21 protein-coding genes and 1 pseudogene are annotated in these 25223 nt (G+C 62.9%); 18 read left to right on the plus strand and 4 right to left on the minus strand.

Features of this window, described 5'->3' with window-relative positions:
• Positions 1-25 precede the first annotated feature (25 nt).
• From DIZ22_RS18700 to DIZ22_RS18740, 9 genes are all read left to right on the plus strand, one after another.
• Entirely contained in the window at positions 26-1318 is a 1293-nt protein-coding gene (locus DIZ22_RS18700; protein ID WP_048936712.1) for an MFS transporter, read from the plus strand.
• Complete coding sequence (locus tag DIZ22_RS18705; RefSeq protein ID WP_122928514.1) at positions 1315-2229, plus strand: TIM barrel protein; 915 nt, start codon at positions 1315-1317, stop codon at positions 2227-2229. The genes DIZ22_RS18700 and DIZ22_RS18705 overlap by 4 nt, the downstream gene beginning before the upstream one ends.
• An 18-nt stretch (positions 2230-2247) precedes the next feature.
• On the plus strand, positions 2248-3099 hold the full coding sequence (locus tag DIZ22_RS18710; RefSeq protein WP_122928517.1) for a DUF1080 domain-containing protein: 852 nt from the start codon (positions 2248-2250) through the stop codon (positions 3097-3099).
• Positions 3096-3659, plus strand: coding sequence for a gluconate 2-dehydrogenase subunit 3 family protein (locus DIZ22_RS18715; RefSeq protein ID WP_004209525.1), 564 nt, complete (start codon positions 3096-3098; stop codon positions 3657-3659). Before DIZ22_RS18710 ends, DIZ22_RS18715 begins: the two co-directional genes overlap by 4 nt.
• Positions 3656-4504, plus strand: a complete 849-nt coding sequence (locus DIZ22_RS18720) for a sugar phosphate isomerase/epimerase (protein ID WP_048936709.1) — start codon at positions 3656-3658, stop codon at positions 4502-4504. Before DIZ22_RS18715 ends, DIZ22_RS18720 begins: the two co-directional genes overlap by 4 nt.
• 43 nt (positions 4505-4547) lie before the next feature.
• Positions 4548-6230 (plus strand): GMC family oxidoreductase, encoded by a 1683-nt coding sequence (locus DIZ22_RS18725; protein ID WP_004209527.1) that lies wholly within the window; start codon positions 4548-4550, stop codon positions 6228-6230.
• A 73-nt stretch (positions 6231-6303) separates the two neighbouring features.
• Positions 6304-7338, plus strand: a complete 1035-nt coding sequence (locus DIZ22_RS18730; RefSeq protein WP_048936708.1) for a LacI family DNA-binding transcriptional regulator — start codon at positions 6304-6306, stop codon at positions 7336-7338.
• A gap of 85 nt (positions 7339-7423) precedes the next feature.
• A complete protein-coding gene (locus tag DIZ22_RS18735; protein WP_048936707.1) occupies positions 7424-7816 on the plus strand; it encodes a Dabb family protein in 393 nt (130 codons plus the stop codon).
• A gap of 65 nt (positions 7817-7881) precedes the next feature.
• Positions 7882-8448 carry a DUF1993 domain-containing protein gene (locus DIZ22_RS18740; RefSeq protein WP_048936706.1) on the plus strand — a complete coding sequence of 189 codons (567 nt, stop codon included), beginning with the start codon at positions 7882-7884 and terminating at the stop codon, positions 8446-8448.
• Positions 8449-8548: 100 nt separating this feature from the next.
• Here DIZ22_RS18740 and DIZ22_RS18745 read toward each other — a convergent pair whose 3' ends face one another.
• Positions 8549-9661, minus strand: coding sequence for an ROK family transcriptional regulator (locus DIZ22_RS18745; protein ID WP_048936705.1), 1113 nt, complete (start codon positions 9659-9661; stop codon positions 8549-8551).
• A gap of 124 nt (positions 9662-9785) precedes the next feature.
• On the opposite strand from DIZ22_RS18745, the gene DIZ22_RS18750 reads away from it, so the two are divergent.
• From DIZ22_RS18750 to DIZ22_RS22450, 3 genes are read left to right on the plus strand one after another with little or no spacing between them, the layout of a single operon-like run.
• On the plus strand, positions 9786-12281 hold the full coding sequence (locus tag DIZ22_RS18750; RefSeq protein ID WP_017501016.1) for a TonB-dependent receptor: 2496 nt from the start codon (positions 9786-9788) through the stop codon (positions 12279-12281).
• On the plus strand, positions 12281-13459 hold the full coding sequence (locus DIZ22_RS18755; protein WP_122928519.1) for a YdcF family protein: 1179 nt from the start codon (positions 12281-12283) through the stop codon (positions 13457-13459). Before DIZ22_RS18750 ends, DIZ22_RS18755 begins: the two co-directional genes overlap by 1 nt.
• A gap of 8 nt (positions 13460-13467) precedes the next feature.
• Positions 13468-14460 (plus strand): nuclease, encoded by a 993-nt coding sequence (locus DIZ22_RS22450; RefSeq protein ID WP_313040002.1) that lies wholly within the window; start codon positions 13468-13470, stop codon positions 14458-14460.
• Between the two features lie 68 nt (positions 14461-14528).
• On the opposite strand, the pseudogene DIZ22_RS18760 reads toward DIZ22_RS22450, so the two are convergent.
• Positions 14529-15776: pseudogene (locus DIZ22_RS18760) on the minus strand (MFS transporter); the annotation flags it as partial.
• A 536-nt stretch (positions 15777-16312) separates the two neighbouring features.
• On the opposite strand from DIZ22_RS18760, the gene DIZ22_RS18765 reads away from it, so the two are divergent.
• The 3 genes from DIZ22_RS18765 to DIZ22_RS18780 all read left to right on the plus strand — a co-directional run bounded on the left by DIZ22_RS18765 (position 16313) and on the right by DIZ22_RS18780 (position 19460).
• Entirely contained in the window at positions 16313-17551 is a 1239-nt protein-coding gene (locus tag DIZ22_RS18765) for a site-specific integrase (protein WP_004209538.1), read from the plus strand.
• A gap of 530 nt (positions 17552-18081) precedes the next feature.
• Positions 18082-18528: a hypothetical protein gene (locus tag DIZ22_RS18775; protein WP_072894281.1), complete on the plus strand. Its 447-nt coding sequence runs from the start codon at positions 18082-18084 to the stop codon at positions 18526-18528.
• The gene (locus DIZ22_RS18780) at positions 18525-19460 is read left to right on the plus strand and encodes a cation transporter (RefSeq protein ID WP_072894283.1); all 936 of its coding nucleotides are present in this window, start codon (positions 18525-18527) and stop codon (positions 19458-19460) included. Before DIZ22_RS18775 ends, DIZ22_RS18780 begins: the two co-directional genes overlap by 4 nt.
• Here the strand turns inward: DIZ22_RS18780 and DIZ22_RS18785 are convergent.
• Complete coding sequence (locus tag DIZ22_RS18785; RefSeq protein ID WP_072894286.1) at positions 19457-20404, minus strand: cation diffusion facilitator family transporter; 948 nt, start codon at positions 20402-20404, stop codon at positions 19457-19459. The two genes, DIZ22_RS18780 and DIZ22_RS18785, sit on opposite strands and share 4 nt — an antisense overlap.
• Before the next feature lie 5 nt (positions 20405-20409).
• Complete coding sequence (locus DIZ22_RS18790) at positions 20410-21018, minus strand: NAD(P)H-dependent oxidoreductase (RefSeq protein WP_122928522.1); 609 nt, start codon at positions 21016-21018, stop codon at positions 20410-20412.
• A gap of 315 nt (positions 21019-21333) precedes the next feature.
• Between DIZ22_RS18790 and DIZ22_RS18795 the strand changes: the two genes are divergently transcribed.
• Genes DIZ22_RS18795 through ligD form a run of 3 tightly spaced genes read left to right on the plus strand, consistent with a single transcriptional unit; the run spans position 21334 to position 25204 of the window.
• Positions 21334-22218: a Ku protein gene (locus tag DIZ22_RS18795; RefSeq protein WP_004209543.1), complete on the plus strand. Its 885-nt coding sequence runs from the start codon at positions 21334-21336 to the stop codon at positions 22216-22218.
• Positions 22218-22694, plus strand: coding sequence for an MgtC/SapB family protein (locus DIZ22_RS18800; protein WP_004209544.1), 477 nt, complete (start codon positions 22218-22220; stop codon positions 22692-22694). The genes DIZ22_RS18795 and DIZ22_RS18800 overlap by 1 nt, the downstream gene beginning before the upstream one ends.
• Complete coding sequence (gene ligD, locus DIZ22_RS18805; RefSeq protein ID WP_122928524.1) at positions 22691-25204, plus strand: DNA ligase D; 2514 nt, start codon at positions 22691-22693, stop codon at positions 25202-25204. Before DIZ22_RS18800 ends, ligD begins: the two co-directional genes overlap by 4 nt.
• Positions 25205-25223 lie beyond the last annotated feature (19 nt).

Here is a 25223-nt window from a genome sequence, read left to right on the forward strand (position 1 = left end):
CGGGACCAAAGGGAGAGGAGCCGACATGACGGCGATTAACCGGCACAGACTTTTCTGGCTGAGCGTCCTGGCGCTGTTCACCGCCTCGATGAGCGCATCGCTCCGCGCTGCGGTGGCGAGCAGCCTGAAGGCGGAATGGATCGACCCGATCGCCCCGATCGCGGCCGGCGAGATGATCGGCGCGGCGCTGGGATCGGCCTTCCTGGGCTTTTCCATCACCGTCTTCGTCGTCAGCGCCTTTCTCGACACGATCGGCATCCGCCGCGTGCTGATCGGCTGCGGTATCGCCTTCCTGATCGGCACGACGCTGATCGTGGGTGCGGGCAGCATGGCGACCGGCATGACCGTCTATCACCTCGTATGGCTGGGCATGCTGCTGTCGGGCATCGGCTGGGGCTTTGCCGAAGCGTCGATCAATCCGCTGACCGCCCGCCTCTATCTCGAGGATACGACCCATCGCCTCAACGTGCTGCACGCCTGGTATCCCGGCGGGCTGATCGTCGGCGGCCTTGCCGGCGTGTTCCTCGCCTCGGCGCTTCCCTGGCAGGCGATCATGGCGCTGGCTTATATCCCGGCCATCGGCGTCGTATTGATCGCCTCCACCACCCGCTTCCCCGCGCCGCCCGCCACCGCCGGCAGCCGGGCGATGAAGGACATGATGCTGGAGGTGGTCCGCCGCCCCAGCTTCTTCATCTGGTTCGGTGCGATGTTCCTGACCGCCTCGTCCGAACTGGCGCCGGGCCAGTGGCTCGACGTCGCGCTCAGCAACCGGGTCGGCATGCGCGGCATTTTGCTGCTGGTCTATGTCAGCGCGCTGATGTTCGTGTTCCGCCATTTTGCCGGCCGGATCGCCGGCCGCCTGTCCAACCCCGGCCTGCTCTGGGTGTCCAGCCTGCTCGCCGCGATCGGCCTGTTCATGCTGTCGCAGGCGCAGTCGCCCGCCTCCGCCATCCTCGCCTCCACCGTCTGGGGCCTGGGCGTATGCGCGATGTGGCCGACGATGCTGGCGTCGGTGGCCGAACGTTATCCGCGCGGTGACGCCTGGGCGCTAGGGCTTGTCGGCTCGGCCGGCGCGCTTGCCAGCTTCTTCGTGCTGCCGCGGCTGGGCGAGATGTTCGACCAGGCCAAGGTGGAACTGGCCGGCGGGCCGGAAGCCTTCACCCGCCTGACCGGACCGGCTCTGCGTGCGGTGGAGGATGCGGCGGCGTCGCAATCCTTCGCCCGCCTCGCCTTCGTGCCGCTGATCCTGCTGGTCGTCTTCGGGCTGATCTGGCTGTCCGACCGGCGCGCCGGTCGCCGGGCGGAGGCCGTGGCATGAAGCTGTCGCGCAGACACCTGATCGCCGCCGGCGTCGCCGCAGCCGCCACCCCCGCCATCGCCGCTGCGGCCGGCAAGGGATCCTCCAATGCCGCCCGCTTCTCGCTCGGCTACGCCCCGCATGAAGGCAGCTTTGCCAGCCGGGGCGGATTGCTGGAGCAGATCGCCTATGCCGCCGACCAGGGCTTTCGCGCCTGGGAGGATAATGAAGCGCGCAAGCGTCCGGTCGAGCAGCAGGAAGCCATGGCCAGAGCGCTGGCGCAGCGCGGCATGACCATGGGCGTGTTCGTTGCCAGCATGCCCAAATGGGCGGAGTTCCGCCCGCTGCTGGGCAGCAATGACGATGCCGAACGCGAAGCCTTCCTGGCCGATATCCGCACATCGGTGGAGGTCGCCAAGCGGCTGAACGCGAAACATGCGACCGTCGTCACCGGCTTCATGGACCGCAAGGTGCCGCAGGATATCCAGACCGGCCGCATCATCGATTGCATGCGCCGCGCCGGCGACATCGTCGCGCCGCACGGCCTGACGCTGGTGATGGAGCCGCTCAATACGCGGACCAACCATCCCGGCGTCTATATGCAGTCGATCGCCCAGGGCTATGCGGTGGCGCGCGGCGCCAACAGTCCGGGCGTCAAGATATTGGCGGACCTCTATCATGAGCAGATCCAGTCCGGGAACCTGATCCCGACGCTGGAGGCCTGCTGGGCGGAGGTCGGCTATATCCAGTTCGGCGACAATCCGGGGCGCAAGGAACCGAGCACCGGCGAGATCAACTACGCCAATATCGTGCGCTGGCTGCGGGGCCGCAACTATGGCGGCGTGATCGGCATGGAACATGGCAATTCGCTGGCCGGACGCGAGGGCGAGGACCGGCTGGTGGCCGCCTATCGCGCCATCGACCAAATATAAGATGAGAGGAGGACGAGGATGAAAATCATCCCGACTGGCTTTGCAGGGACGGGTATCGCGCTGGCCACGGCTCTGCTGGTGGGCACAGCGGCGCAGGCGCAAGACAAGCCTGGCAAGCTGGGTTTCAAGGATACGCCGATCCTGCCCGGTAGCAACTGGCACGTCCATGATCCCGATCGCCCCGCCCCCACCGTCGTCACCCCGGCGGCACAGCCCGGCGGCGCGCCGTCCGACGCAACCATCCTCTTCGACGGCAAGTCGCTCGACGCATGGCGCGGCGAGCGCGGTCCCTGGACTGTGGAAAAGGGGATCATGACCATCCCGCCCCGCAGCCAGAGCGGCGGCGAAAACAATCTGATTTCCAAGCAGGAATTTGGCGACGTCCAGTTGCATCTGGAATTCCGCTCGCCCAATCCGCCAACCAAAAGCTCGCAGGATCGCGGCAATAGCGGCATCTGGTTCATGCAGCGCTATGAAGTGCAGATCCTGGATGGCTATCAGAACCCGACCTATGCCGACGGCACGGTCGGCGCGGTCTATGCCTGGAAGCCGCCGCTGGTGAACCCGTCGCGCCAGCCGGGCGAATGGCAGAGCTATGACATCATATTCGAACGGCCGCGCTTTGCCGCCGATGGCAGCCTGGTCCGGCCGGCCTATGTCACCGCCCTGCTGAACGGCGTGCTGGTGCAGAATCATCAGGCGATGCTGGGCACCACCAAATGGCGGTCGATCGCCCAATATCAGGCCCATGGGGACAAGGCGCCGATCCAGTTGCAGGATCATGACAGCCCCGTGTCCTTCCGCAACATCTGGGTCCGGCCGCTGCCGGACGAAGCCATCGCACAGGATCTGAAGGGAGCAGGACAATGATGGACCGCAGACATGCGCTGGCGGGCATGGTCGCCATGTTCGGCGCCGGGCTGTTCGCGCCGCTGGCGCGCGCCGCCGGGGTGATGCCGGCCGCTGGCGTGATCGACCAGGGCGCGCCCAGCCTGCAACTGTTCACGCCCGATCAGCGGGCGCTGATGACCGCGCTGTGCGAACGGATATTGCCGGCGACCGACACGCCCGGCGCGATCGAGGCCGGCGTCCCCGCCTATATCGAGAAATTGCTGGCCGACTGGTCGGTGGCGGAGGATCGCGATCCGATCATCGCCGGTCTTGCCGAAATCGATGCGCGCAGCTGGCAGGATTACAAGATCCCCGCGACCAAGGCATCGGCGGCGCAGCATGACGCGCTGCTGACCCTGGCGATGAACGACCAGATTCCCAAGGGCGAGGAGTTTTTCGAGGCGTTCCGGCAGATGGTGATCGTGGGCTATTACACGTCCGAGATCGGGATCACCCAGGAACGCGAGTATCTGCCGGTGCCGGGCGAATATAACGGCGCCTTCCCCTATTCCCAGGTCAACAAGGTCTATTCCGCATGAACCTCAACCGTCGTTCCATGATGCTGGGCGCCGGCGGCCTGGCCGCCCTCGCCGCCTCCCCCTTCGCCGCGCAGGCCGTCAGGGCCTCCGGCAAGATCGCAAGCATCGGCCTGCAACTCTACACCGTGCGCGAGCTGTTCGCCGCCGATCCGGTCGCCACCTTGGAGAAGGTTGCCAAGGTCGGCTATCGCGAGGTCGAATTTGGCGGTGGCGGCTATGACGCCATGGATCACAAGCTGCTGCGCAGCACGATGGACCGGCTGGGCCTCACCTGCCCGTCGCTGCACATCGGCTATGACGCGCTGCTCGACAAGTTCGACGCCAGCGTGGCGATGGCGAAGACGCTGGGCGCGGGCACCGTCGTCCTGCCCTATATGGTCGACAAATATCGCAATGCGGAGGCGTGGAAGGCCGCGCTGGTCAACATCAACCGCTTCGGTGCGCAGCTCAAGGCCGCGGGCCTGGGCTTTGCCTATCATAATCATGATTTCGAATTCACCACCAAGCCGGATGGCGTCAGCCTGTTCGACCAGCTGGTGAAGGCGTGCGACCCCGAATTGGTGAAGATCGAACTGGATCTCTACTGGGCGATCTATGCCGGGCAGGATCCGCAGGCGCTGATCCGCAGCCTGGCCGGCCGCATCTATTCCTATCATGTGAAGGATATGCGCGCGGACCGCAGCATGACCTCGGTCGGCAGCGGCACGGTCGATTTCGCCGCGATCTTCAAGCTCAACGCCATCGCCGGCGTCCAGCATTTCTATGTCGAGAATGACCAGGCGCCCGCGCCCTATATTCCCGACATCACCAAGAGCTTCCAGACGCTGCGCGCGCTGCGCTTCTGACCACTAGCCTGCCTCAAGACAGAAAACTCCAGGAGAGGACATCATGGCTTCGACAGACAGGTACGATGCGATCGTCATCGGTTCGGGCATCAGCGGCGGTTGGGCCGCCAAGGAACTGACGGAAAAGGGGCTGCGGGTGCTGATGCTCGACCGCGGCCATATGGTCGAACATGGCGAGGATTATACCTATGACGGCAAGCCCGCCTATGAGGTGCCCGCCCGCAACATCATGCCCGACCCGCTCAAGCAGAGCGATTATTTCATCGCCCAGCATGGCTATGTCGCGCCCAGCAATCAGGCCTTCTACAATAATGACCGCCTGAACCCCTATGATTATGGCGCTGGCAGCAAATTCTACTGGATCCGCCCCGCGGCGGTCGGCGGCAAGTCGCTGATCTGGGGCCGCTGGAGCTTCCGCTGGAGCCCGGCCGATTTCGAGGCGAACAAGCGCGAGGGCATCGGCGGTGACTGGCCGATCCGCTATGAGGATCTGGTCCCCTGGTACAGCTATGTCGAAAAATATATCGGCGTATCGGGATCGCGCGAGAATCTGGCCTATCTGCCCGACAGCGAATTCCAGCCGCCGATGCCGATGAACATCGCGGAAAAATGGATGAAGCAGCGGCTGGAAACGCAATTCCCCGGCCGCAAGATGATCAATGCGCGCCTTTCCAACATGACCGAGGACAAGCCCGAGCAGAACCGCACCAAATGCCAGCTGCGCAACCAGTGCGGCAATGGCTGCTCCTTCGGCGCCTATTTCTCGACCCAGGCGGTCACCCTGCCGGCTGCGCGGGCGACCGGGCGGCTGACCTTGCGGTCCGACGCGGTCGTCACCAACCTCGATTATGATCCGGCGACCAAGAAGGTCAGCGGCGTGCGCTTCGTCGATGCCAAGACCGGGCAGGCCGAAACCGTGACCGCGCGGCTTGTGTTCCTGTGCGCGTCAGCCCTGGCCTCGACCCAGATCCTGATGAACTCGCGCCCGGCGGGCAGCGGCAAGAGCCATTTCGACAGCAGCGGGACGCTGGGCCGCTATGTCATGGACCATATCTTCCGCGTCGGCGTGAAGGGCGACATCCCCGGCATGGAGGAGTTCATCGAATATGGCCGGCGCCCCGGCGCCATCTATGTCCCGCGCTTCCGCAACAATGGCGACAGCGAGGATGTCGGCTTCAAGCGCGGCTATGGCTATCAGGGTGGCGCCTATCGCGAGCCGTCCAAGCCGGTCGGCTTCGGCGCGTCGATGAAGCAGGGCATGCGCAAATATGGCGGCTGGAAATTCCAGATGGGTGCCTTTGGCGAATGCCTGCCCTATGAGGATAATTATGTCGCGCTGAGCCCCGACAAGACCGACCGGTTCGGCATGCCGCTGATGCAGTTCAACGTCACCTTCCGCGACAATGAGATGCGGATGATGGCCGATGCCCGCGAACAGGGCGAAAAGATGCTGCGTGCGGCGGGCCTGACCAACGTCACCAGTTCGGTTCGCGAACATGTGCCGGGCGATGCCATCCACGAAATGGGCGGCGCGCGCATGGGTGCCGATCCGCGCGCATCGGTGCTCAACCAGTGGAGCCAGGCGCATGATGCCAGCAATCTGTTCGTCACCGACGGCGCGCAGATGGCCTCCATCTCCTGCGTCAATCCGTCGCTGACCTTCATGGCGCTGACTGCCCGCGCGGTCGACCATGCGGTCAAGGAAATGAAGGCAGGCCGGGTCTGACAGGGGCGGCCCACTCCCGACGCTGTGCTGCGCCGCAAAACCGGCTATCAGGGGCCATGAGGATGAGCTTCTGATGGCCCGGCGGCGGGAAAATGGCGTGACGATCCGCGCCGTGGCGGAACGGGCCGGCGTGTCGGCGATGACGGTATCCAACGTCATCAACGGCGCCGGCCGGGCCAGCGCGACCACGGTCGCGACGGTGCAGGCGGCGATCGCGGAACTGGGCTATGTGCCCAATCTGGCCGCCCGTCGCCTGGCCAAGGCGCGGGCGACAACGGTGGGCCTCATCTACAGCAACCGGCGCACGCCCTTTCTCGATGCCGTGCTGGTCGGATCGCTGCGCGCGACCAATGCCAATGGGCTGCAACTGATCCTGCGCGACGGCGATGGCGTGACGCTGGACGAGGCCGAACGCATCGCCCAGGAACTGGTGCGCAGCGGCGCCGACGCACTGCTGCTGATCCCGCCCTTTGCCGAACAGTTGAGCGGATCGGCGATATTGCCGGCGCTCGGCGTGCCCTTCGCCGCGATCGCCACCGGCACGCCGCTATCGGGCATATCGACGGTGCGGATCGACAATCAGGCGGCGATGGAAGCGTTGACCCGGCGTGTCATCGCCGATGGCCATCGCCACATCGCCTATGTCGCCGGCCCCGATCATTACAGCGTGGTCGCGGCCCGGCTCGACGGCTTCTACGCCGCCCTCCAGGACGCCGGCCTGCGCGTGGACGATAGCCTGATCGTCGAGCATAGCGCATTCGACCATGCGTCCGGCATGGCGGCGGCACAGGCGCTGCTCGCCCGGCCCGACCGGCCGACCGCGATCCTGTGCAGCAGCGACGATCTGGCGGCGGGCGTCATCGCCCAGGCCGGACAGATGGGGCTGACCCTGCCCCATGATCTGAGCGTCACCGGGTTCGACGACACCATCCTTGCCTCGCGCGTCTGGCCGCCGCTGACCGTGATCCGCCAGCCGGTCGAGGACATGGCCTTTCGCGCCACCCAATGCCTGATCGGCGCGCTCGGCAAGGGCGGGATGCGCGTCAGCGACGAGATATTCGACCATCAACTGGTGCAGCGCGCATCGATCGCGCCGGCCAGCACTTAGGGCTTCACCGGGTGGCGCGGATCGCCGCCCTTTCAGCGAGAGGGGACAGAGCATCATGGAAACGAGCAGAAGGGAATTGGCGGCGATGATGGCATTGGGCGGCGCAGGCATGGCCCTGTCCTCGACACAGGCCTCCGCACAGGCCGCGACCCCGGTTCAGGCGAAACTGGTTCATCATGTCTTCTTCTGGCTGAAGCGGCCGGGCAACCAGGCCGATCGCGACCAGTTGATCGCCGGCCTGCGCACGTTGCGCGCGATCCCCGTGATCCGCGACCTGCAGATCGGCGTGCCCGCCAGCACCGAAAAGCGCGATGTGGTCGATTCCTCCTTCGACGTGTCGGAACTGATGGTCTTCGACAATGCGGTCGACCAGAAAGTCTATCAGGACCACGAAATCCATCAGGCCTTCGTCAAATCCTGCGAGCATCTGTGGCAGAAGGTCGTGGTCTACGACATGCAGGTCGTGCCGGATCGCTGAGCCAGGCATCGCAAGGCGGCCCGACCCGCGCTAGGGTCGCTCATCAGTCTGAACGAGAGAAGATCATGATTCTGCCGGATATTCTTGCTCCCACCTATGTCCAGATGCTGGGCGCTTTGTCGGCCTGGCTGGCCAAGGCCGAGGCCGGGACGCAGGATGGCATGGCCGAAACATTGCCGGGCGCGCGGCTGGCGCCGGATATGTTCCCGCTGTCGACCCAGATCCGCTTCGCCTGCGTCCAGGCGCAGGAGGGCATGTACCGGTTGCGCGGCGAAGCCTTCCCGCCGCTGGTCGGGCAGTTGCTCGATGAAGGCCGCAACGCGGGCGAGAATCCCGGATCGATCGCCGATGCGCAGGCAAGAATAGCCGAGACGATTGCGATCGTGGAAAGCCTTGCGGCGGATGCGCCGTCCATCGATCCGGCTGCGCCGATCGCCCATGCACTGCCGCAGGGCATGATCTTCGACCTCACCGCCGGCCAATTTGTCCGCGACTGGGCGTTGCCGCAATTCTACTTCCACATCATGACCGCCTACGCGATCCTGCGGGCACAGGGCGTGGACCTGGGCAAGGTTGATTATGTGGCCCACATGTTCCCCTATTTGCGGCCCGGCACCCTGCCTGCGCAATGAGGTGACATAGCGGCGGCAGCGCACGCTGTGGTTCATGGCCATGGAGCCGCGTCGTGGCCCGTTTTCGGCATTGCCGTTCATCACCGGCGCGACGCCGATCCTATGTCTCGGCAGACAGGGCATGGATCGGCAGCAGGGCCGCGCCGAAGGTGATCGGCGATCCATGCAGGTTCGATATTCTGACCGGCGGGCGGCGATGATGGACCGTGGTGACGAGGTCCGCCTGATGCAGGCGATCGGCCAGCCCCTGCAGGATGGTCGATGGCAAGGTGCCGGCCAGCACGATCGCCCCTGGATCGAGCCAGGCGAAGGCCGTGTTGCTGACCATCTGCAATTGCTCGGCCGCCCGGTCCAGCCAGATGTCGATCGTCGGTGCCTGGTCGGCAGCATGGAAATCAATGTCCGCGACCGAGGATAGGTCGCAACCATTGCTGCGGAGCATCGCCAGCAGATCCAGCGGGCTGGGACGCGGCAGATGCCCTGGAAACAGGCAGCCAATCTCGCCCGCGACGCCATATTGACCGCGCATCAGGCGCCCGTCGACAATGACGCCGGCGCCAATGCCGAAGCCCAGCAGCAGCACGACGATCGTGCCGAAATCGCGCAGCAGGCCACCCAGATAATATTCGGCGATCGCTGCGGCATTGGCGTCATTCTCGATCCACAGCGGCCAGCCCATTTCGGCGGACAATATGTCGCGCAGCGGCGCATCGCGCCAATTGGGCAGGACGTCGACGACGCTCCACCGATCGCCGGCCGGCGACAGGGATGGTCCTGGCACCGCCACGCCCAGGCCCAGCATGCGGCGTCCCAGCAGGCCGTGCCGGTCCACCAGTTCATGCGTCATGCGCCGCACCTTGCGGGCAAAACCCTGGGGATCGATCGGTGCGACGGCCTCATGATGGGTGGCGATGGTGGCGCCGGTGAAATCGACCAGGGCGATGTCGATGAAGCCCTTGTGCGCCGTCGCGCCGACCGCATAGCCGCCATGGCCGGCCAGCCGCAGGGGAATGGCCGGGCGCCCGCGGCCCTGTGCTTCCGCGCTAGGCACTTCCTCCACCAGATTGAGCCCGATCAGGTCGCGCGACAGGCGGGTGAGGGCGGTTCCGCTGATTTCCAGCGCGGATGCCAGCGCGGAACGGGACAGTGGCCCCGACTTGCGCAGCATCTGGAGGATGCGCCGCTGGTCCTTGTCCAGGGTGGGAAATAGCATGATCGATCCCGCTATCGGTGAAAGCGACGACCGGTTATGGGGATTTATTTATTTTCACAACAATAATTAAAAATGTCATATCGCACGGCCAGAGGCGCCCCGACCAATTCAGAGGGGACGCATCATGCTCAAGACTTTCCTTGCCTCCGGCACGGCGCTTGCCGCGCTTTGCACCATCACCACGCCTGCCCTGGCGCAGGCCGCCGCCGACGCCGCGCCCGCCGCTGAAGCGGCTGCCGATGCCGGCAACGGCCCCAACGACATCATCGTGACCGGCTCCACTCGCGCCCAGCGCCGCTTCGACGTATCCTATGCGATCAACACCATCTCGGCCGAGGATGTCGAGAAGATCGCGCCTGTCAATTTCGCCGACCTGATCGGCCAGCTGCCCGGCTTCCAGACCGAAATCACCGGCGGCGAAGTGCAGAATATCTACCGCATCCGCGGCCTGCCCAATGATGGCGGCTTCGTCAGCTTTCAGCAGGACGGCCTGCCGCTGTTCCATGAGAATGACGGCGTCTTCTTCCGCGGCGACGCGATCCTGAAGCAGGATCTGATGACCGACCATGTGGAAGTCGTGCGCGGCGGCCCGGCCCCGGTCTATGCCAGCTATTCGGGCGCGATCATCAACGCGATCACCGTCACCGGCAGCGACGAAGCGCGCGGCAAGGCCCAGGTCACGCTCGGCGACACCGGCCTCTATCGCCTCGACGCCTATCAGGCCGGCCCGCTCGGCAACGACACCTATTATGCGATCGGCGGCTTCATCCGCTATCATGACGGTTATCGCGACAATGGCTTCGCCAATGACAAGGGCGGCCAGCTGCGCGCCAATATCAAGCATGATTTCGACAATGGCTCGATCAAGCTGAACCTCAACTATGTGAACGACCACAACGTCTTCTATCTGCCGATCCCGATCTCCGACCCGCGCGATCCCAGCGTCTCGCTCGACAAATATATCGACTATTTCGACGGCACGATGAATTCGCCGGCGCTGCGCCATGTGAACCTCAAATATCGCGACGGCACCGGCCAGATCCAGAGCCGCACCGGCGACCTGTCGGATGGCCGCCATATGCAGATGGTCAATTTCGGCGCCCAATATGATGGCGATTTCGACGGCTGGCTGGTCTCGGCCAAGGCCGGCTATACCCAGGGCAAGCTCGATTTCAGCGCCTTCTACTCGACCACCAACCCGGCCGACGGCAACGCCTTCGCCGCCGGCTATCTCGCCCGCGCCACGACGGCTTTCGGTGCGGTCGACCATTTCGGCTATACGCTGGCGGGCACCAACACCGTCTATGATCCCTATGCGGCGTCGGGCCTGGTGATGCAGGGCCAGTATCGCGACATCCACTCGAAATTCTATTCGGCCCAGGCCAATCTGTCGGTCGCCAAGAAGTTCGAGACCGGCTTTGGCACCCATGACCTCAAGCTCGGCCTCTATGGCAGCTTCTATGGCGAGGACAGCCGCACCCTCTATCAGAATTACCTGATCGAAGTGGCCGGCAAGCCGCGCACGCTGGACCTGGTCGCCTATAATGCCGCCGGCGCGGAAATCGGCCGCGTCACCGACAATGGCGTGCTCAACTATGCCGCCACCCTCAATCAGGGCGACAGCGACGCCAAGATGTTCGCCGTCTTCGCCAACGACACCTGGGAAATCGTGCCGGGCCTGCGCATCGACGCCGGCATCCGTCACGAACGCTACAGCTACAAGGGCTGGGCCGCGCTGACCGAGGCGGCCAATCTGGGCGACTCCAGCACCCTGGCGGACGACAGCACCCGCGCCTTCACCGGCGTGATCCTGAACCAGAAACTGAAGCCCAACGTCACCAACTGGACGGTCGGCGCCAATTACGACTTCTCCAGCCATGTCGGCATCTATGGCCGCGCATCGCACCTCGAAACGCCGCCCAACGTCCAGACGGTGATGAGCATCAACCCGACCATCATCACCACCAAGGCCGATCAGTTCGAGGCCGGCCTCAAGCTCGCCTTCGGCCGCTCCTATCTCTACGTCACCGGCTTCTACACCAATTTCGATCCGTTGAACGCCAGCTTCCTGGCCTATGATCCGACCACGGGCCGGAACGATGTCAACGTGCCCTTCATCGGCGAGGCGCAGGTGAAGGGCGTCGAATTCGACGGCAAGCTGGCGCTGACCAACTGGTTCTCGCTCAATGGTGCGCTCACCATCAGCGATCCCAAATACAAGAATTTCGAAAGCTCGACCGGCGCCGATCCGGAACAGGCCGAAGGCAACCAGATCGTCCGCCAGCCCAAGGTCTACGGCAATATCCGTCCCAGCTTCGACTTCCAGACGGGCGACACCGACGTGTCGGTCTATGGGCGCTACACCTATATGGGCAAGCGCTATGTCGACCTCTACAACAACACCGCGCTGCCGGCCTATGGTACGATCGGCGCGGGCATCACGGCGCGCCATGGCAGCTGGCAGGCACAGATTGTGGGTGACAATCTGTTCAACGCCCATGGCCTGACCGAAGGCAATACCCGCACCGACTCGCTGAGCGGTCAGGGCAGTGCCGAGGCGATCTATGGTCGCCCGATCTTCGGCCGCAACTTCCGCCTCGTCATCAGCAAGTCCTGGTGATGGCCCGCCGCCTCGGCCGCGTTGCGGCGTCGTTGATGACGATGGCGGCGGTGGCGATCACGCCCGCCCCGGCTCTGGCCGGGGCGGCGCGCGACGCCGTGACGGAGGCGCTGTCGCGGCGCCTCTTTCCCGTGCTGGACGCCCTTGGACACGATCCGGCCGCCCTTGCCGCCTTCCGCGCCCGGCCGGACATGGATGCGCTGCTCCATGCCCGCGAAGATCGCCGCACGGCGTGTGCCGGCGATGTCGATTGCGTGGCACAGGCCCATATCTGGACCCCGACCGAAATCGCCCTGATGGTGCAGGCTGCGCTGTCGCTGCGTGACGTGCCGGTCGCGGACGATGGTGCCGGTGCGCAGATCCGCCGCGAGGTGGAGGGGATCAACGCCATCCTGCGCAGCTATGCGCTGGGGCAGGTGCCCGCCTATCCCGATATCGACGGCGCCGGCACGATCGATCCCCGCGAGCGTCAGGCCAGGCTGCGCGCCGCCGCCTGGATCGCGCAGACGCCGCGCAAGGGATCGGCCCAGGCGCTGGATTCAAGCATCGACTATGCCCTTGCGCTGCTCGACGTCAGCGACCGCACCGACGCGATCGGCTTCGAGCCGCTAACCGGCGGCCTCAACGCCCCCGCCATGGCGCGGGCCAAAAATATCGACTGGAAACGCTATCGCTACAGCGCGCTGATCGTCACCGGCGTCGGCCCGGAAGTCGACGGCATGGCGGTCAGCCCCTTCGGCAAATATCATCTGCGCCTCGCCGCCAACCGCTTTGCCGATGGTGATGCGCCTTTCCTGATCCTGACCGGCGGCCGTGCCCATCCGCGCGCGACCCGCTTCGCCGAGGCGCAAGAGATGCGCCAGGCACTGATCGAGCGCTATGGCGTGCCCGCCGATGCCATCATCATCGAACCCTATGCCCGGCACACCACCACCAATTTGCGCAACGCCACCCGCCTGCTGATGACGATGGCGGCGCCGCTGGACAAGGATACGCTGATCGTCTGCAATCCGGGGCAGAGCGCGATGATCGAAAATCCGCTGTTCGTGCAGCGCAACGACAAGGAACTGGGCTATCAGCCCGGTGCCATCGGCGCGCGCCTGACCCCCACCGAATTGCTGTTTCGCCCGTCGCGCCTGTCCGCGCGGGTCGATCCGCGCGATCCGCTCGACCCCTGAAGGGAGGCATGATGACACGTAAACTGACCTTGGCCCTGGCGCTCGGTGCGCTGGCGTTCAGCCCCGGCGCCGCCATGGCCTGGGGCGGCACCGCCCATGAAGTGATCGATCGCGCCGCGCTCGATGCCATCCCGCAGGACGGTCCCGTCTTCCTCAAGGCCTATACCGACTATATCGCCGCCTCCGCCTCGCTGCCCGACAGCTGGCGCGGGGATTCGGAGAATTTCTCCAAGATGGAGGAAGACCCCAATCATGGCTGGTTCCGCGAGCAGTTCCGCTTCGTGAAGCCGATCCCGCGCTCGCGCTACGAATTCATCCTGGCGCTCTACAAACGCTATGAGACGATCAAGGACAGCGATCCGGCGACCGCCGCGCGCACCAATGTCCGCTGGACCGGCACTTTGCCCTATGCCGCGATTGAGGCCTATGACCGGCTCGTCGTCTGCATGCGCCATGTCCGCAAGGCGCAGGCCGAAGGGGGCGACATATCCGTCCCGGCCCAGCATTGCGCCTTCCAGACGATCCGCCTTGGCCATTATATCGGTGACGGCGCCCAGCCGCTGCATGACTCGATCCATTCGGACGGCTGGCGCGGCGACAATCCCGGCGGTTACACCCGCGATCGCAGTATCCATGGCCGCTTCGAAAGCCAGTTCGTCGATGGCATGAAGCTGACCGTGGCCGACATCGCGCCGCGCATCGGCGCGCCCGGTCATCGCGAGGGCGACATGTTCGACGCGATTCTCGCCTTCCTGGATCAGGCCGGCGATCGGATGGAATATGTCTATCAGCTCGAAAAGCGGGACGGCTTTGCCGACTTCGCCGACAAGGATGTGCGCGCCCTCGTCTATGAACGGACGGCTGCCGGCGCTGGCATGCTGCGCGACATGCTCTGCCGCGCCTGGGCGGAAAGCGCCAGCCCGCCGGCCAGGGTCGTGCCCGCGCCGCTCGATTTCTCCAACCCGCGCTTCAACCCGGAAACCGGATCGGCGCCCGACTGATCGCGTGCCTCCCGCCATGCCAGCGCTGCGAGCAGCCGGGCATGGCGGGCATGGCCAAGGTCGAAGCGCCGCATCAGGAAGATCGCGCAAAGGCTGCCAAGGACAGGAACGCCCAGTCCCAGGCCGAGCATGCCGGCCTGGACTGCCGCAGTCTGTGCCTGCCCCGGCACATAGCCCAGCAGGCCAAGTGTCCAGCCGGTCAGACTTGAGAAGGCGGCACCGCTTGCCTTGACCACGACGAGATAGAAGGCGAACAGGCCCGTCTCGAAGCGCCTGCCATGGCGCCATTCCACCACATCGACGGCATCGGCCAGCAGCCCCCATGGCAGCATGAACATGCTGGCGAGGCCGACGCCGATCACCGCCGCACAGATGGCCAGGGCAGGTGGCCAGGACAGGCAGGCGGCGAAACCCGCCAGCCCGATGATGCTGACCCCATGTCCCATGGCGAGCAGGGCGCTCTTGCTGAAACGTCTGGTCATCGCGGTCCACAGGATCACGCCTGCGAATTGGCCGATCGTCACGGCCAGCAGCAAGGTCGCGACAAGATCGGGGCGGCGGACGACATAGCTGCCGATATAGAGCAGGGAGCGTCCGAATGCCGGTGCGGCAAATCCGGTGAGCAGGGCCAGAAGAGCCAGTGCCACGACCATCGGGTCGCGAAACGGGATGTCGATGCCGTCCTGCCTTGCGCTTTGCCGGGCGGTGCGGGCCGCACCACCGCTTGGCTCGCCGCCGCAGGTCCATGCGCACAGGATCATCGTCAGGGCAAAGATGGCGCCCGTCGCCGCGCCGGTGAGCGCCAGCCGATCGAAGGACCGGGTATTGCCCGCATCTTGCACCAGCGGCGTCAACAAGGTCGCGACAATCAGCGCGCTCGCCGTACTGAACAGCAGTCGATAGCCCGAAACACGGCCGCGCGCGCTGCTGTCGCTGGTCACCTGCGCCATCAGCGCATTGTGCGGCACGTCGATGATGGCATAGGCGCCCCGGAATATCAGCAAGGCCATGGCCAGCATCCATAGCTGTCGGGCGCCAAGCAAGGGCATGGCATAGAGCAGGGCGAAGGCGATCGCGCAGGGTGTTGCTGCGACCGCCACCATCCAGCGATAGCCCTTGCCGACATGCCGCAGGCGGATCGTCAGCCGCGCCGCCAGCAGATCGAAGATCAGGTCGCCGCACAGCGCGGCGAGCATCAGCCATCCCGCCGTCGTCGCGCCAAGGTTCAGCACGTCGCTCAGCAGGAACAATATCGTCAGATCCGCGCCGCTGAAAACCAGTGCCTTGCCGAAATTGCCGGAGGCATAGGCCAGCATGCGGCCATCGTCCCGTGTCCAGATCACCTCGATCGCCCCTGATGGTCGTGACCGCACGGGGAATTGCGGAATGCGTCGCGCCTAGAAGCGCATTCTTTCATTTGTGCGACAAAGGCGTTGGGAATGGGGCCGGTGGCTTATCGCCATTGGCAGCCCTGGACCACGCGACAGGGCGGGCCACAGGCGGATCAGGGCCGCGTGGCCGCAGCAGGAAAGCGCATGTGACAACGCGGCCTTGCTGCCCCCGAAGGGTGATTATCGTATCGATTTCTGGGAATACTGGAGCGGGCGAAGGGATTCGAACCCTCGACCCCAACCTTGGCAATTCGCCCGAAGCGTATTTTCTGTCTTTTTCGATTTTACCCTAAAACAGCAAAAAGCACGCATTTCTGCCGTTTATTTGCGATCGGGATTCGTCAGTGTTATCCTGCCCTACGCTCGGATTTGACCTCCAGGACTTATAAAATAAGCAAATTCAGGTCGAAATCCGGAAAAAGTAAGCAGATTTTTGGGTCATTTGGCAGGCGACTGAAATCATGGCGAAAATCACAAAAACGCTCATCGAAGCTCAGAAACCTTCGAAAGATGGGGTCAAGGGTTCGAATCATCTTCTATGGGACAGCGAGCTGCGTGGCTTCGGTGTTTCTATCGGCCAGAGCCGGCGAAGTTTCGTCGTTCAGTACCGTTTGCCGAACGGACAGAGCCGTCGAAAGGTGATCGGTCGGTTCGGGTTGATGACCGTGGAGGAAGCCAGGCGGCAGGCTCGCATCATCCTCGGCGATGTCGCCAATGGGCGAGACCCTGTCGAGGATGCCCGGTCGAGCGGGCAGGGCTATACTGTAGACCAGATTTGTGACTGGTACCTTGAGCGAGCCTCAGCCGGCAAAATCATCGGCAGAAGCCGCAAACCGATCAAGGCATCCACTCTGACGATGGATCGAAGTCGTGTCGATGCCCACATCCGCCCGTTGCTAGGCCACAGAATAATTGCCACATTGAAGCTCGGTGATATCGAAGGCGCCCAAGCCGACATCGCTGCTGGTGCGACCTCCAAGCCCAGGGTGGGCAGTCGGGGGGGAGCCACCAAAGGCGGCGAAGGCGTAGCCTCGCGCTGCATGTCTACGCTTCACTCGATTTTCGAACATGCCGTGCGACTTGGCGAAATCGAAAAAAATCCCGCGAGGGGCATTCGCAGAATTGCGAGCACGCCCAAAATGAGGTGGCTCTCTCAGGCTGAGATCAGGAAACTCGGCATAGCGCTCAGAGAAGCTGAGGCAGATGACGAGCATCCTACCGGGATAGCCGTGATCCGATTGCTGTTGCTGACTGGCTTTCGTCGGCTCGAAGCACTCAGTCTTGAGCGCGACTGGCTCCTTGATGAGGAGAGCGCGATTCACTTCAGGACGACAAAAACGGGGGCGCAACGACGCGTGATAGGTCAGCCTGCTCTCCAGCTTCTTTCGGCGCAGGCCGATTCGGGTTCGCGATATTTCTTCCCAGCCGATTGGGGAGAAGGCCACTTCATCGGCATAGTGCGGGTCTTGGATAGAATTTGCCATCGAGCAGGACTCGAAGGCGTGACACCGCATGTCTTGCGCCACACTTTCGCAAGTGTCGCAGGCGGGCTTGGCTACTCCGAACTCACGATTGCGGCACTGCTGGGACACGCGTCCCGCGGCGTCACGCAGCGCTACATCCATATCGACGAGCCGCTGCGCGCGGCCGCAACGGCGGTAGCCGAGTATATCGATGAACTTTTGCGAGGGTGCAGATGATCGCCCTCCACCATCATGCCATGGAGATAAGCCCCTTATACGAGGTCGGCCGTTTTTCAGCGAAGCATCTACGCCAGAGCGATGGCTCTTTTTCGCTACCAGACGTTATCAGCCTGCAACTATTCCGAAGAATGTGATGGTGGCCTCTTCGTGCCGAGTAGGCGAGCCGGATCATCCCAGGCGGTGAGACATATGAAAGAGGCAGATGCCCAGACGCGCGATGCTTTGGTCCCGCAAAGCGCAGCCTTATTCAGCGGCAGGACGGAAACCGCCCAGTTAGCATCCCCAATCATCAATCGCTCTTCGATTGCCTTCGTTTGTGCTTCGACGCGCGGAGCCGCGGCCCTCGACGCAAGCTCGCTCAGGGCGCGGCCCAGGAAAGCGCAGGACTGTGGCGGCGACAATATCCCCGATGCCACTCTCACTGCACAGATGATCCAGGCCTGGCGGGCTGGCACAGTCGACCGGGCTCGCAATGAATTTCATTCCTGCCGCCTCCACATTCGCATCGATCACAGGACGCGCGAACAATGAAGCGCGCGATAATCCTTGCCGTTTCTCTCCTCGCCGCATGCGATATATTGCCTCGCGATCCGGCCGGCACATCGAAGCGGATTGCTGAGCGACGAAGCTTCACGGTCGCACTCGCCGATCCCACTGTGCACGAAGCCGCACAAGTCCGGACGCTGGTACATGAAATCGAGCGGCGAACCGGCGCGAAGGCACAATGGCGGCCAGGCGCGGGCGAAGCACTTTTCCAGCAGCTTGACGACGGTACGCTTGACCTGGTGATCGGACGTTTTTCGGCCGAGAGCCCCTGGGCAATGGATGTGGCATTTGGTCCGCCTCTCTCGACGACAGGAACGAAAGACGCGCCGCTGCAACTCAAGGCGGCCATGCGCAACGGCGAGAACCGGTGGATCATGACAGTCGAGCGTGCGAGCCGCGCGATTTCGCAGGAGGCGCGCGACAAATGAGCGATACAAGTCTTCCCGATGAACTGCGCGAGACGATGGCGCGGGCGGTGCGCCTGGAATATTGGAACATCTTCTGGACTCTAACCATCATCGTGACGATGGGCCTAGTGCTTGGTCAGAGCCAGACGATGAAGACCGCGTGGATAGAGGACACGCTGGGCCTGGTTCCGCCTGTCATGTTCCTGATCGCCGCGCATATGGAGCGTCGCGCCCATCGATCGCGCCGCTTTCCTTTCGGTTTCGAGCGGGTCAACGGCCTTGGTTTCTTTGTGGCGGCTGTTGCACTGACTGCCGTCGGCGCGCTGCTCCTCTACAATGCGATGATGGCGCTGGGCTCGCAGGAGCACGCGACCGTCGGATCGATCGTCATTCTGGGGCATGATATCTGGTTGGGATGGCTGATGATCGCCGCCCAGATCTACTCCCTCATCCCGCCGCTCTTCATCGGCCGGAAGGAGCTTCCGCTGGCGCAGGCTCTCAACGACAAGCTGCTGCATACCGACGCACTCATGAACAAGGCCAATTGGCTGACCGGGGCGGCGGGGCTCGCCGGTGTCATTGGGCTGGGGCTTGGCTGGTGGTGGGCTGACGCGTTGGCAGCAGCAATCATTTCGCTCGATGTCCTTAATGACGGTATCAAGGCGTTGCGCTCTTCCACGGCAGAACTGGTCGATGGTGCGCCAAGAGCGCTTTCCAGCACTGATCTTTCGGATGATGCGCAAAGCCTGTGTGATCGCCTCAGCGCTGAATTTCCCGGTGCCACGATACGGCTGCGGGAAACCGGCCGCCTTATTCGCGCCGAAGTGCATGACACGCATCCACCGGGCGAATGCCGTCACCCGCGCCATTATTGGCCGGAGGGTGAGGACAGGGCGTGGCGGTTGGCACAGGTGAGCTTCATCCCGCCTGTTGGACGCGAGGAAGGAAATTAGGCCGGCGGTGTTTGTCGCACAGCATCCGACTGCTTTTCCGGCCGGATGTAAATGGACGTCAGATCGGGGACGCAAGCCTTCATTTCGCGTTCAATATCCTCGATCAGACGCTCTGCATCTCCCATCGGCAGATCGTCGACGAAATCAGCACTGATCGCTACGAAAACGGCATCAGGCGCGGTATGGATCGTACGGACATGATTGACCGCACTAATCTGCGACCGCTTGGCGAGAATGGTCCATAGAACCGAAATGATCGCCGGGTCGGCGCTTTCGCCGATCAACAGGCCCTTGGCTTCGCGCGCAAGCAGAATAGCGACGCCAGCCAGAATGAGACCAATGGCAATCGATGCAAAACCGTCAATCCGTGGATTTGCGAAATAGTGGCTGGCCCAGACGCCGATGCCTGCAATGGCGAGGCCGATCAGCGCAGCGCTGTCCTCGAACAGGACAATGAACCCGGCGGGATCCTTGGATCGGCGGATCGATTGCCACCAACTGCTGGCACCGCGCTTGCCGTTGAATTCGCGCACCGCAATGAACCAGCTTGTTCCTTCAAGCAGCACAGCGACACCCAGCACCACATAATTGATCGTCGGATCACGCAAGGGCTCAGGTTCGGCGATGTGCAACCAGCCCTCGTAGATCGAAACGCCCGCGCCGACGGCAAAGATCAGGATCGCGACGACGAAGGCCCAGAAATAGAGTTCGCGGCCATAGCCGAAGGGATGGGTGGCGTCGGCGGGACGTCTCGCCTTTGCCTGACCATAGAGCAGCAGAACCTGATTTCCGCTATCGACCAGCGAGTGGACACCCTCGGTCAGCATGGAAGAAGAGCCACTGATCGCTGCCGCCGCGAACTTGGCGACCGCTATCCCGACATTGGCGAAAAGCGCGCCGTAGAGGACGATATTCTCGCGGATTTGGCGTGACAGACCGGCCATCGCGTTCAGCCTGGATAAGGGCTGGACTGAAGCAGGCTTGCGAGATGCGCGGCATTGCCGGCGACCATTTCCGCCGTCTTCATTACCGCCTCCGGCGTCTCGCCGAGATCCTTGAAATCGACCGACCCCATCGCTTCGCCGACCCAATAGCAGGCCGCAACAGCGGGGATCGTCCAGCCCACATCGTTCAAAGCCTGGAACAGCTGAGCGGAGCAGAAGTGGGCGCCATCTTCATTACCCACGATTGCTGCGACAGCGACCTTCCCATAGCTCGGCATCCGACCCTCATCGTCGGTTTCAGAGAGGAAGGCATCCATTCTTTCCAGGACGCGTTTGGCGGTGCTGCTGATCTGCCCCATCCAGATCGGTCCTCCGAAGATCACAATGTCATGAGCGAGTATCTTCTCGCGCAGTCCCGGCCACGCATCGCCATCCCCTTCGTTGGAGCTGACGCCTGGCCTGATGTCGAGGGCTGCAACCCGGACCGTTTCGCTGACCGTCACATCATTCTTGCTGAAGGCCCTCGTCAACACGGCGATCATCGCGTCGGTCGAACTCTCCTGGCGGGAGTCCGCCTTGAGCGTGCAGTTAAGCGCCAGCGCCTTGAGCGGCATGTGTCATCTCCTTGAGGGGCCAGGATCAGCAGAACGCGCCCATCCCTTCTTCGCGGAAAGAACACCTGGGCGCGTAATGGGTTCTGCGGATCGAGGGAGAATTGGCTGAGCGATGCCGCTGCTGTGCAACTTCCGCGTGCACGAAAGTTCAGCGACACGCCCCGATCAGGTGCCGGTGCCAGATGGTAGCAACATGAAGATGATTGATTTGCCTTGCCACCCCATGGGAATGGCGAAACTGTGCTGTCGGCTTTCTGTTGGAGGCTATCACGGAACCAACTTGCCGATTGCACGCTCTCATCGGGGAGGTCGCACATGGCTGCACGCGCATTTTGGCAGGGCCAGATCAAGCTGGCACTGGTGTCCATCCCGGTCGAAGTCTATCCCGCAACCAAATCGGGTGCGGCGGTCAGCTTTCGTCAGATTCACGAGCCAACCGGCAAACCCATTCATTATGAAAAGGTCGTGAGCGGCGTGGGGCCCGTCGACCGAGATGAGATCCTCAAGGGGTTCGAGCTTTCAAAAGGCAATTATGTGCTGCTCGAACAGGAGGAAATCGAAGCGGTCAAGATTGAGAGCCGCAAGACCCTCGACCTCGTCCAGTTCGTCGAGGCCGATGCGATCGACGTTCTTTATTATGAGAAGCCCTATTTCGTCGTACCCGCCGATGACCTCGCAGAAGAGGCCTATGCCGTGCTGCGGGATGCGCTGCGAAAGGCAAAGAAGGTCGGACTTGGCCAATTGTCGGTCCGTGGACGGGAACAGCTGGTATCGATCAAACCCTGTGGACGGGGGCTGGTCATGGAAGTTCTGCGCTATGCCGACGAGGTAACCAAGGCGCAGACATATTTCCGAGGTTTGCCTGCCGATACGGTGGATGAGGACATGCTCGATCTTGCTACCAGCATCATCGACAAGCGAACGGCGCCCTTCAAGCCGGAAGAGTTTCGCGATCGCTATGTCGATGCGCTCCATCGCCTGATCGAAAAGAAGAAAAAGGCCAAGGGGAAGCGGATAATAGAAGAGGTGGACGATGAGCCGGCGCGCAAGGGCGGCAATGTCATCGACCTGATGGCGGCGCTCAAGAAGTCAGCAGGAGAAACGGCTCGCACCCCAGCGACGAAGAAGAGGTCGAAAAGCGGTTCGGCGACAGACACTGGCAATAGACGTGCGACTGCAGCCAAGCGCAAAAGCGCGTGATGACGCTGAATCCCGATACCCCGCTCCACCTTATCGACGGGCCGGTCATGCTGCGCCTGAGCATTGCTGCTCTGCTCGGCCTGCTTTTGGGGCTCGACCGACAGATACGCGGCCATGCAGCGGGGCTACGCACCCATGGCCTCATCTGCTTCACCAGCGCCCTCATGACTGTCTGCGCAATCGCGCTGCACAATCAGTTGCAAGGCGAGGGAAATATAGATCCCCTGCGGGTCTTCGAAGCTTCTGCCGCATTTTCGGGCATCATAGCGACTGGCCTCATCATATTCAGCAAGGGTGAGATCAAGAATCTGACCACGGCAGCCCATATCTGGCTGGCGTCGATGATTGGAATCGCTTCCGGCGCTGCCCTCTGGCCCCTGGTCGCCAGTGCCACTCTCGTCGCGGTCCTCATGCTCAGCCTGCTGGGATTTGTGGAACGGCGCTGGCTCGCGTCCGAGGAGCGACAGGGCGAATGAGCCGGATCAATCCCCTTGCCTCCTATAATGCCAAACGGGACTTCAATCGCACCAGCGAGCCTGAAGGCAAGATGGCAAAGAAAGGCGGTAACAGTTTCGTTGTCCAGAAACATGCCGCCACAAGGCTGCACTGGGACTTCCGGCTGGAAGTCGATGGCGTGCTCAAGAGCTGGGCCGTCACCAAGGGGCCGAGCCTGGATCCCGATGACAAGCGGCTTGCTGTCCGCACCGAAGATCATCCTCTGAGCTATGGCAGTTTCGAGGGTAATATTCCCAAGGGCGAATATGGGGGCGGCAGTGTGATGCTCTGGGACCGCGGTTGGTGGGAACCGATCCCGGGAAAGAGCGCGAAGGATATAGAGGATGGCCATCTCCATTTCATCCTGCATGGCGAACGGATGAAGGGGGAATGGCTGCTGGTGCGGATGAAGGGGCGCGCGGGCGAAAAGCGCGAGAATTGGCTGCTCCGCAAGATTGAGGATGGCGAAGCCCGCCGGAATGGCGATCTGGTCGAGCGCGCACTGACAAGTGTTCTGACTGACCGCTCGATGGCGCAAATCGCCGCGGACATCGCCGGCACGCAGTCATTGAAAGGCGCAAGGGGCAAGACATTCACGGATAGGATGCAGGCGGCAAACGCGCATAATGCAAAGATCGGCAGGACGAAGGTGAAGGCGATCGCCAGAACGGAGGCTATGCCGCGCTTCATCAAGCCGCAGCTTGCAACTTTGGTCGACCATGTACCGGTCGGCAACGAATGGCTGCACGAGATCAAATATGACGGATATCGCGCGCTCGTTGCAGTCAGTGGCGAAGCGATAAAAATATATACGCGCAGCGGCCTGGACTGGACGGACAAATTTGGTCCTTTGGCTGCAGCCATAAAAGCGCTCGACCTCCCGCCTGCATTGATCGACGGCGAGATCATCGCCTTTGACGCTGACGGCAATCCCAGTTTTTCGGCGCTGCAGGCGGTGTTGAAACGGGGCCATGGCGCGGAGCGAGCCGACACGCCGTTCCATTTCTTCGCTTTTGATCTTCTTTCACTTGACGGCATGGATTTGAAGTCTCTCCCCGCAATCGAGCGAAAGGAGCGGCTCGAAGCCTTATTGGCGGATGCAGAACAACCGATCCACGTTGCCGATCACCTGATCGGCTCGGGCGAGAAGCTCTACCGATCGCTTTGTCAGGCCGGGCAGGAAGGCATTATCGCAAAGCGCGTCGATGCGCCCTATCGCAGCGGACGGACACGCGCCTGGGTGAAGGTCAAATGCACTCGTCGGCAGGAATTCGTGATCGTCGGCTGGACCCGTAGCAAGGTAAAAGGGCGTGCCTTCTCCTCCCTGCTACTGGCGCAGCATGAAGGCGGTGCACTGGTCTATAAGGGCAAGGTCGGCACTGGTTTCGATGCCGCCACAATGACCGACCTGGCCGAGGCCATGAGTCCGATTGCGACCGGCACGTCGCAGATCATCATTTCCGCCGCCCAAGCGCGCGGCGTCCAATGGGTCAAACCCAAGCTCGTTGCGGAAGTCGGTTTTGCCGAGTTCACAAGGGAGGGTCTCGTGCGACATGGCAGTTTTCTGGGGCTACGAAGCGACAAGTTGGCAAAGACGGTCAAGCCCGAAAAAGCGGCCCCAACGCCTCCTTCGGCCACAGCCATCAGGATCAGCAATCGCGCGCGCGTGATTTTCCCGGAGAGCGGGCAGACCAAAGGGGAGTTGGCCGATTATTACGCGCGGATCGCCCCGCTGATGCTACCTTTCGCCGCCAATCGGCCGATCAGTCTTGTGCGATGCCCCCAGGGCCGCGCGAAGAAATGCTTTTTCCAGAAACATGACAGCGGCGCCTTTGGCGACCATGTCCGCCATGTTGCGATCCGCGAGAAAGACGGCGGCTCGGAAGATTATCTCTATGTCGACGATGCCGAAGGCCTGATCGCTTGCGTCCAGATGGGTACGATTGAATTTCATGGCTGGGCGAGCCGTGCCGATGCCGTCGAGAAGCCCGATCGCATGATCTTCGATCTTGATCCCGACGAGGGTATGGATTTTGCACGGGTGCGTGAAGCGGCAAAGGATATTCGCGATCATCTGCGCGACATCGGTCTGATCTCCTTCGCCATGCTGTCGGGAGGGAAGGGGGTCCATGTCGTCGTCCCCCTCAGCCCCACCCACGACTGGGACGCACATAAGGATTTCGCCGCCCGTTTCGCCCAGGCCTTGAGCGCGGCAGAACCCGATCGCTTTGTCGCCACGATGAGCAAGGCCAAGCGCAAGGATCGCATATTCATCGACTGGCTGCGCAATCAGCGCGGCAGCACCGCCATCCTCCCCTACTCGGCGCGCGCACGCGCCGGCGCGCCTGTAGCCATACCGGTCGACTGGGACGAATTGAACGATTTGCAGGACGCCCATCCCTACGACATTGGAGATGCCGAAATATTGAGGGAGCGCGCGGGGAAGCTCAAAGGCTGGGGCTTCGCTGCGCAGACCCTGCCCGATCTATGATCCGTTTCGGGCACCATGA

The sequence above is a fragment of the Sphingobium sp. LF-16 genome (assembly GCF_003711185.1).
Lineage (GTDB): Bacteria > Pseudomonadota > Alphaproteobacteria > Sphingomonadales > Sphingomonadaceae > Sphingobium > Sphingobium yanoikuyae_A.